Source organism: Streptomyces sp. NPDC054847, assembly GCF_053610925.1.
On the sequence record NZ_JBSGZJ010000319.1, the window covers coordinates 1 to 8,237 of the forward strand.

Sequence of the window (8,237 nt, forward strand, 5' to 3'; positions counted from 1 at the left end):
GTCCGCGGCTGGTGTCGCCCGGCGCACCCCGCGAACTGGTCCGGCGCGTCGTCGACACCATGGCCGCCTCGGTACGGCTGCCGGGCTACGCGTACGCCGCCGAGTCCATGGCCGCGGCCGACCTGCGCGCCGAACTTCCCTCGATCGTCGCGCCGGCCCTCGTGCTCTGCGGCGACCAGGACACCGTCACCGGCACCGAGGCGAGCCAGGCGATAGCCGGTGCCGTCCACAAGGCCGCCTACGTGATCGTCAAGGACGCCGGTCACCTGGCCAACCAGGAGCAACCCGGGCACTTCAACGCCTGGGTCCTCTCCCACCTCCGCATCACCGCACGCATCCCCGAGTAGGAGCTGTTCTCATGCCTCTGACCACCACCGAGTACGACAACGGCGGCGACCTCGCCTCGTACACCGACTCCCTCATCGCCACCAAGGACTCCCGTGTGGCGGACTTCGGCACCCTCTCCTTCCAGGAGAAGGCCGGCCCGCAGTACCGCCGCGGCCAGATCCGCTACGTCGGCTCCGGCGCCACCGGCAACCACGAGAACGACAGCCGGATCCTGCCCTCCGGCGGCTTCACGTTCTCCAACATGCTGCTGCCGCCCGGCGCCGAGGGCCCTGCCCACACCCACCACGACGTCGAGGAGGCCTTCTTCGTCCTCGAGGGGCAGGTCCGCGTGGGTATCCACCGCGGCCCCGACGAGGTCGAGTACCGCACGCTCGGCTACCGCGACATGATCGTCGTGCCGGCCGGTGTGACCCGTTCCCTGAAGAACGAGGGCGACACCGACGCCTTGTTCTGCGTCGTCATCGGCACGCAGAAGCCGCAGGTGCCGACCTACCCCGAGTACTCGCCGATGCACGGCGTCACCCGTGACTGACACGCCCCTCACCGGTGTGCGCACCGTCGTCGTCACCGGCGCGGGCCGTGGCCTGGGACTGGCCATGGCCCGCCGGGCCGGCGAGGACGGTTTCCGGGTCGTCCTCGCCGAGCTGGACCGGGAGACGGGCGAGAAGGCCGCCGCGGAACTGCTCGCACAGGGCCTCGACGCCCACTTCGTGCATTGCGACGTGGCCGACCCGGCGTCGGTCGCCGCACTGGCCGGCGCCGTGCGGGAGCTCGGTCCGCTGTACGGGCTGGTCAACAACGCGGCACTGGCCAACGGCGTGGGCGGCAAGGAGTTCTGGGACATCGGCGTCGAGGTGTGGGACCGCCTGATGACGGTCAACGCGCGCGGCCCCTGGCTGGTGTCGAAGGCCCTGTACCCGCAGCTCACCGCCCCGGGCCGGATCGTCAACATCGCCTCGGACGCCGCCTTGTACGGCTCGCCGCGGCTGTCCCACTACATCGCCTCCAAGGGCGCCGTCATCGCGCTCACCCGCGCCATGGCCAGGGAGCTCGGCGACAAGGGCATCACGGTGAACGCCGTCGCCCCGGGTCTGACCGAGTGCGAGGCGACGGAGAGCGTGCCCGCCGAGCGGCACGACCTCTACCGCGCCAACCGGGCCGTCTCCCGGCCGCAGCAGCCGGACGACCTCACGGGGATCGTCTCGTACCTGCTCGGCGAGGAGTCCCGCTATCTGACCGGACAGGTGATCGCCGTCAACGGCGGCTTCACCATGAACTGAACCGCAGGAGAACCGAGTTATGGATCTGGGCCTCGCCGACCGCACGATCGTGGTCACCGGCGGCAGCTCGGGCGTCGGCCTGGCCACGGTCCGCGCCCTGCTCGACGAGGGCGCCCGCGTCGCCACGTGTGGCCGCGACGCCGGCCGGCTGGACAAGGCGGCCGCCCGCCTCGGCGCCGCACCCGACCGGCTGCTGACCGGGGTGTGCGACGTACGGGACGCCGCAGCGGTGCGGGACTTCGTGCTGCGCGCCGCCGGGCATTTCGGCGGCATCGACGGGCTGGTCAACAACGCCGGCCAGTCCCGGATGAAAAGCCTCGACGAGTCCACCGCCGACGACTGGCGCGACGAGCTGGAGCTGAAGTTCGCCGGGGTGCTCAACCCCCTGCACGCCGCGCGCCCGTATCTCGCCGCCTCCGACGCGGCGAGCATCGTCAACATCAACGCGGTCCTCGCCAAGCAGCCGGAGCCCCGGCTGATCACCACCAGCGCCGCCCGCGCCGGCATCCTCAACCTCTCCAAGTCCCTGTCGTCGGAGCTCGCCGGCGACGGCATCCGGGTCAACTCGGTCTGCCTGGGCCTCGTCGACACCGGTCAGTGGACCCGCCGGCACGCGGCTGCCGGCTCCGGCACGAGCTACGAGGACTGGCAGGCCGAACTCGCCGCCGACCGCGGGATCGCGCTGGGCCGCCTCGGCCGGGCGGAAGAGGTCGCGTACGCGGTCGTCGCCCTGCTCTCCCCGCGTGCCTCCTACATCACCGGCACCTCCATCGACGTCTGCGGCGGAGTCGGCCGCTCCATCCTCTGAGGAGACACCATGCGTCACGACACCGGAGGCGATCTCCTCGTCGCCGTCCTGCGTGAACTCGGCATCGACACCGTCTTCGGCATCGTCAGCGTGCACAACCTGCCGCTGGTCGAGGCCGTCGACCGCGATCTGCGATTCGTGCCCGTGCGGCACGAAGCCTCTGCCGTGAACGCCGCCGACGCCTACGGGCGTGCCCGCGGCGGCATCGGCTGCGCACTGACCTCGACCGGCACCGGCGCGGGCAACGCGGCCGGTTCGCTGATCGAGTCCCTCGGCGCGGGCAGCTCCGTGCTGCACGTCACCGGCCAGGTCGAGAGCGAATACCTCGGCAGCGGCCGGGGGTTCATCCACGAGACCAAGGACCAGCTGGGCATGCTGCGCGCCGTGTCGTCGTACGCGGCGAGCGTGCCCGACACCGCACAGGCCGGCCGGATCCTGCGCGAGGCGGCGCGCGCGGCGCTCGCCGTGCCGGGTGGTCCGGCGAGCGTCGAGTGGCCGATCGACCTCCAGTACGCGGCCCAGTCCGACGCTCCCGCCGAGCTCCCCGCACCGGCCGTCCCCAGCCCCGGGGACGGCGAACTCGCCGCAGCCGGCGCGCTGCTGGCCTCCGCACGCCGCCCGCTGATCTGGGCCGGCGGCGGAGCCACCGGTGCCCGCGGCGAGCTCGTACGGCTGCTGGAGGCCACCGGGGCGGGCCTGCTCACCTCCAACTCCGGCCGCGGGGCGGTGCCGGAGGACCACGGGCAGGTCGTCGGCAACTTCGCCACCACCCCCGCCGCCCGCGCGCTGCTCGCGGACGCGGACGTCCTGCTCACCGTCGGTACGCACTTCCGCTCCAACGAGACAGCCGACTACACGCTCGGGCTGCCCGCGGCCCACATCCAGATCGACGCCGACGCGGCCGCGCTCGGCCGCGTCCACCCGGCGACGCACGGCCTGCACGGCGACGCGGCCGCGGTCCTCGGCGCCCTGCTGCCGCACGCCAGGCAGGCGGAGGCCGGCTGGGTGGAGCGGGTGGGGGCCGTACGCGCGGAGGTGCGGGCGGCGCTGCACGACGGCATCGGCCCGCAGGCCGCGATCTGCGACGCGATCCGTGCCGCGCTGCCCCGGGACGCGGTCGTCGCCCGTGACGTCACCATCCCGTCCAGCAGCTGGGGCAACCGGCTCCTGGAGATGTACGACCCGCGGGACAACGTCTTCCCGCGCGGCGGCGGCATCGGGCAGGGCCTCGGCATGGGGATCGGCGCGGCGCTCGCCCGGCCCGGCGCGCCGACCGTGGTGATCGCCGGTGACGGCGGTCTCGCCGTCCACCTCGGCGAGCTCCTCACCCTCGCCCAGGAACGGCCGCGTCTGACGCTGATCGTGTTCAACGACGGCGGCTACGGCGTGCTGCGCAACATGCAGGACCGCTACGGCGAGCGGCGCTCCGGCGTGGACCTCAAGGCGCCCGACTTCGAGCTGCTGGCCCGCGCCTGCTCCCTGCCGTACCTGCGGATCTCGGCCGAGGAGCACGCCGCACCGGTGATCTCCGAGGCGGTCGCCTCCGACGGGCCGACGCTGGTCGAGGTCGATCTCGAGGCGCTCGGCCCGATGAAGAACCCGTTCACCCCGCCCGTGAGGATCCCGGGCCGGTAGTTCCGGACCCTCGAATCCCGCCCGTACTGCCCACTGCCGGTAAGGAGGCACCAGGCCATGAGCGAGAACACGCTGCAGCTGATCGTCCGACGTATGACATGGGAGGCCGAGGGCGTGCTGTCCGTCGAACTCGCCCACCCCGACGGCAAACCCCTGCCGGCCTGGACGCCCGGCGCGCATCTCGACGTCCACGTCGGCGGCCAGGTCCGCCAGTACAGCCTGTGCGGTGACCCGCACGCACCGGACGTCTACCGCGTCGGCGTCCTCAACGAGCCGTCGTCGCGCGGTGGTTCGCGGTATGTGCACACCACGCTGCGTCCCGGTCAGACGGTGACAGTGTCCGAGCCGCGCAACCATTTCGCCCTGGAGGACGCCGAGGGCTACGTCTTCGTCGCCGGCGGCATCGGGATCACCCCGCTGCTGGCGATGGCCCGGGACGCGGGCCGCCGGGGTGCGGCGTGGCGGATGGTGTACGGCGGGCGGAGCCGCGCCTCGATGGCGTTCACCGCCGAACTCGCCGCGCTGGGCGGCGATGTGACGCTGGTGCCGCAGGACGAGCAGGGCCACATCGACCTGGACGCGGCGCTCGCGGACCTCGGCGAGGGCACCCTGGTCTACTCGTGCGGCCCCGAACCGCTGCTCGCCGCCGTGGAGGGCCGGTGCCCGGAAGGCCGGCTGCGGCTGGAGCGGTTCGCCGCTCCAGTCGTGGAACGCGACGGCGACGACGCGGCGTTCGAGGTCGAGTGCCGCGCCTCCGGGGTGACGCTCAGCGTCGGCGCGGACGCCTCGATCCTCGACGCCGCGGAGGCTGCCGGCCTGAGCGTGAACAGTTCCTGCCGGGACGGCATCTGCGGTACGTGCGAGACGCGGGTGCTCGACGGCACCCCCGAGCACCGCGACTTCCTGCTCAGTGAGGCCGAGCACGCCTCCGGCGCCACGATGATGATCTGCGTCTCGCGGTGTACCTCCGGCCGGCTCGTCCTCGATCTGTGACCCCGTGGCCCCTCTTTCCCCCGCACTTTCAGGAGACACCGTGACCGACACCGCCACCGGCGCCTGGCCGTACCTGGACGTCCACCAGTCCCGTACCCACGAGCCGACACCGTACGAGTACCGACTCGCCGCCACCCTCGAGGAGATCTTCACCGAGGAGGGACACGAACTGGCCGACGTGGTCCGCGGCCTCAACGCGCGCAAGGTCCACGCCGCCGACGGCACGCCGTGGACCGAGGAGACCTTCCGCGCCGAGATGAACCGACTGGGAGCCTGACCATGACGCTGTCGACGTCCGCCACCGCGGACCACATCTACGCCAACGGGCTGCGCAACCAGTGGCACGCCGTCGTCCCCTCGCACTTCGTCGCCCCGGGCGCGATGCGCAAGGTGACCGCCCTCGGTGAGCAGTGGCTGCTGTTCCGCCGCTCCGACGGCGCCCTGTCGATGCTGGCCGACCGCTGCCCGCACCGCGGCGCGCCGCTGTCGCTCGGCAAGCACCTCGGGGACCGGGTCGCCTGCTGGTACCACGGCGTCGAGGTCGAGACGGACGGCACGGTCTCCTCCGTGCCGGGCCTGCCGGGATGCAACCTGGAGGGCAAGAAGCTCGTCACGTCGCTGCCGGTCCGTGAGGCCGCGGGCGCGATCCTCGCCTACTTCGGCGACGAGGAGCACCCGGAGCCGCCGGAACTGGTGCTGCCCGAGCCGCTGACCGATCCGGGCACGGACGCGTTCCTGTGCTACGCGGAATGGAACGTGCCGTGGCGGTACGCCATGGAGAACCTGCTCGACCCGATGCACGGGGCGTTCCTGCACCACGAGTCGCACACGATGTCCGACGGCGACACGACGGCCAAGTTCCGCATCCGGGAGACCGACCGCGGCTACTTCTTCGAGAAGACCGATCAGCGCGGCGTCAACTTCGACTGGGTGGAGCTGTGCCGGACCGGTGTGGACTGGGTGGACCTGTCCATCCCGTACCCCCCGTCCGCCGGCCCGGGCGGACCGTTCGGCATCGTCGGCATAACCTGCCCGGTCGACGCCGGACGCACCGGGGTCTTCTTCTGGCGCTACCGCCGGGTCGAGGGCTGGCAGCGCGACACCTGGCGCTTCCTCTACCGGACGCTGATCGAGAAGCGCCACTGGGAGGTGCTGGAGCAGGACCGGGTGATGCTCGAGGCGATGCCGGCCGACGCTGACCAGCAGGAGAACCTGTACCAGCACGACCTGGGCGTGGTGCGGCTGCGCCGGCTGTTCCGGGCGGCTGCGGAGGAACAGTCCTCCGTGGGCGCCTGAGCGCCGAACGGGCCGCCGGCCATGCCGCCTGTAGTGCCGGACGCGGCGGCGGACACCGCGTCCGGCCCTTCGGGAGGACAATGGCGGGGTGAGCGAGTCGCACATCAAGCCTCACCTGCGGTGCCTGCACGGAAGCGGGGCCGACCTCGATCATGCCGTGGTCGAACGGTCGGTGGAGCGCGCGGCAGGCCTCTCGGACACGGCGCCACTGCCCGTCGGTCCGCCGGTGCACGTGCTGGTGGTGCAGACGGGCAGATCGGCGGATCTGCGCTGGTCCGCGGAGGGGACACCGCGCAGGGAGCGGTTCCATCCCGGGGAGGCCCTGGTCAATCCGGCGGGCTGGGCGTCGCGGCCGCGCTGGCAGGAGGACGTGGAACTGCTGCTCCTCGGTATCGACCCGCTGTGGCTGGAGAAGCTGGCCGTCGAGGGCGGCGCCAAGGGACCCGTCGAGCTGGTTCCGCGGTTCCACTTCACCGATCCGCTGCTGAAGATGCTGCTGGAGCGGCTGGCGGCGGAGTACGCGGGCCCCGGCCCGGCGGACACCCTCTACGCGCAGTCGCTGGTACAGGCGGCCGCGGCCGTCGTCCTGCGGGTCGCCGGGGAAGGAGGGTCCCTCGGAAGCCGCGACGGCGGGCTGCCGCCCCGCCGGCTGGCGGAGGTCTTGGACTACATCCACACCAACCTGGCCCGGCGCATCCGGCTGGCGGACCTCGCCGCCGTGGCGGGGGTCAGCGAATCCCATTTCACCCGGGTCTTCCGGACGTCGACCGGCGAGTCACCGCACCGGTACGTGCTCCAGCGGAGGCTGGAGCACGCGCGTCGCGAACTGACCCGCACGGACAGGCCGATCGCGGAGATCGCGGCAGAGGCGGGGTTCGCCGACCAGAGTCATCTGACGCGGATGATGCGGCGCCACGACGGCGCCACACCGCGAATCCTGCGCGACGGCGGCCGGGGCTGACCGCCGGGGCACGTCCGGGGCATGTGGTGAGTGCTTTGTTCCACGGCTGATCGGATCGTTCAAGATCGGTATGCCTGTTCCTGGCGAACCTGTAGGGGTCGCACGGCCACGGAACCCACCGGGGCCGCGCCTTCCAGCCACGACAACCGCAGGTGGGAATCATGGTCAACACACCGGACAAGACACTCGACGGCAAGGTGGCCTTCGTGGGCGGCGCGTCCCGCAACCTCGGCGCGCTCATCAGCACCACCCTGGGCGCCGAGGGCGCTCGGGTCGTCGTGCACTACAACAGCGACTCCTCCCGGGCCAAGGCGGAGGCCGTGGCCGACGAGATCAACGCCGGTCCCGGTGAGGCGTTCGCGATCCAGGCCGACCTCACCCGGACGTCCGAGGTCGAGCGCGTCTTCGACGAGGTCGTGAACCGGTTCGGCAAGCTCGACCACTGCGTCAACACCGCCGGCATGGTGCTGAAGAAGCCGCTGACCGAGATCACGGAGGAGGAGTACGACCGGATGTTCGCGGTCAACTCCAAGGCCGCGTTCTTCGTCATGCGCGAGGCCGCCCGCCGGATGGAGGACGGTGGCAAGATCATCACCATCGTCACGTCGCTGCTGGCCGCCTACACCGGCCTCTACTCTTCGTACGCCGGCAGCAAGGCACCGGTCGAGCACTTCACCCGGGCCCTGTCGAAGGAGCTGTTCGGCCGGAACATCTCGGTCAACAACATCGCCCCCGGCCCCATGGACACCTCGTTCTTCTACCCCGCGGAGGACGACGACTCGATCGCCTACCACAAGTCGTCCGCCATGAACGGGGACCTCACCAAGATCGAGGACGTCGTTCCCTGGGTGCGGCACCTGCTCACCGACGGCTGGTGGGCGAACGGCCAGACGATCTTCCTCAACGGCGGTTACAC

The 8,237-nt window shown here is 71.7% G+C and carries 9 protein-coding genes and 1 pseudogene; all 10 read left to right on the forward strand.

Annotated elements, in window-relative coordinates:
• A pseudogene (locus ACWGH4_RS25590) lies at window positions 1-347 on the forward strand (alpha/beta fold hydrolase); the annotation flags it as partial.
• An 11-nt stretch (window positions 348-358) separates the two neighbouring features.
• Window positions 359-880: a cupin domain-containing protein gene (locus tag ACWGH4_RS25595; RefSeq protein ID WP_441266892.1), complete on the forward strand. Its 522-nt coding sequence runs from the start codon at window positions 359-361 to the stop codon at window positions 878-880.
• The gene (locus ACWGH4_RS25600; RefSeq protein WP_453465063.1) at window positions 873-1,628 is read left to right on the forward strand and encodes an SDR family oxidoreductase; all 756 of its coding nucleotides are present in this window, start codon (window positions 873-875) and stop codon (window positions 1,626-1,628) included. Before ACWGH4_RS25595 ends, ACWGH4_RS25600 begins: the two co-directional genes overlap by 8 nt.
• A 19-nt stretch (window positions 1,629-1,647) precedes the next feature.
• The gene (locus ACWGH4_RS25605) at window positions 1,648-2,436 is read left to right on the forward strand and encodes an SDR family oxidoreductase (protein ID WP_453465066.1); all 789 of its coding nucleotides are present in this window, start codon (window positions 1,648-1,650) and stop codon (window positions 2,434-2,436) included.
• Between the two features lie 9 nt (window positions 2,437-2,445).
• Window positions 2,446-4,071 (forward strand): thiamine pyrophosphate-binding protein, encoded by a 1,626-nt coding sequence (locus tag ACWGH4_RS25610; RefSeq protein WP_453465069.1) that lies wholly within the window; start codon window positions 2,446-2,448, stop codon window positions 4,069-4,071.
• 57 nt (window positions 4,072-4,128) lie between these two features.
• Window positions 4,129-5,064 carry a PDR/VanB family oxidoreductase gene (locus tag ACWGH4_RS25615; protein WP_453465072.1) on the forward strand — a complete coding sequence of 312 codons (936 nt, stop codon included), beginning with the start codon at window positions 4,129-4,131 and terminating at the stop codon, window positions 5,062-5,064.
• Window positions 5,065-5,104: 40 nt separating this feature from the next.
• Entirely contained in the window at window positions 5,105-5,341 is a 237-nt protein-coding gene (locus ACWGH4_RS25620) for a recombinase-like helix-turn-helix domain-containing protein (protein WP_453465075.1), read from the forward strand.
• Between the two features lie 2 nt (window positions 5,342-5,343).
• Window positions 5,344-6,360 (forward strand): Rieske 2Fe-2S domain-containing protein, encoded by a 1,017-nt coding sequence (locus ACWGH4_RS25625; protein WP_453465078.1) that lies wholly within the window; start codon window positions 5,344-5,346, stop codon window positions 6,358-6,360.
• Window positions 6,361-6,448: 88 nt separating this feature from the next.
• On the forward strand, window positions 6,449-7,321 hold the full coding sequence (locus tag ACWGH4_RS25630; protein ID WP_453465081.1) for a helix-turn-helix domain-containing protein: 873 nt from the start codon (window positions 6,449-6,451) through the stop codon (window positions 7,319-7,321).
• Window positions 7,322-7,482: 161 nt separating this feature from the next.
• A partial coding sequence (locus tag ACWGH4_RS25635) for an SDR family oxidoreductase (protein ID WP_453465084.1) occupies window positions 7,483-8,237 on the forward strand: 755 nt, incomplete at its 3' end.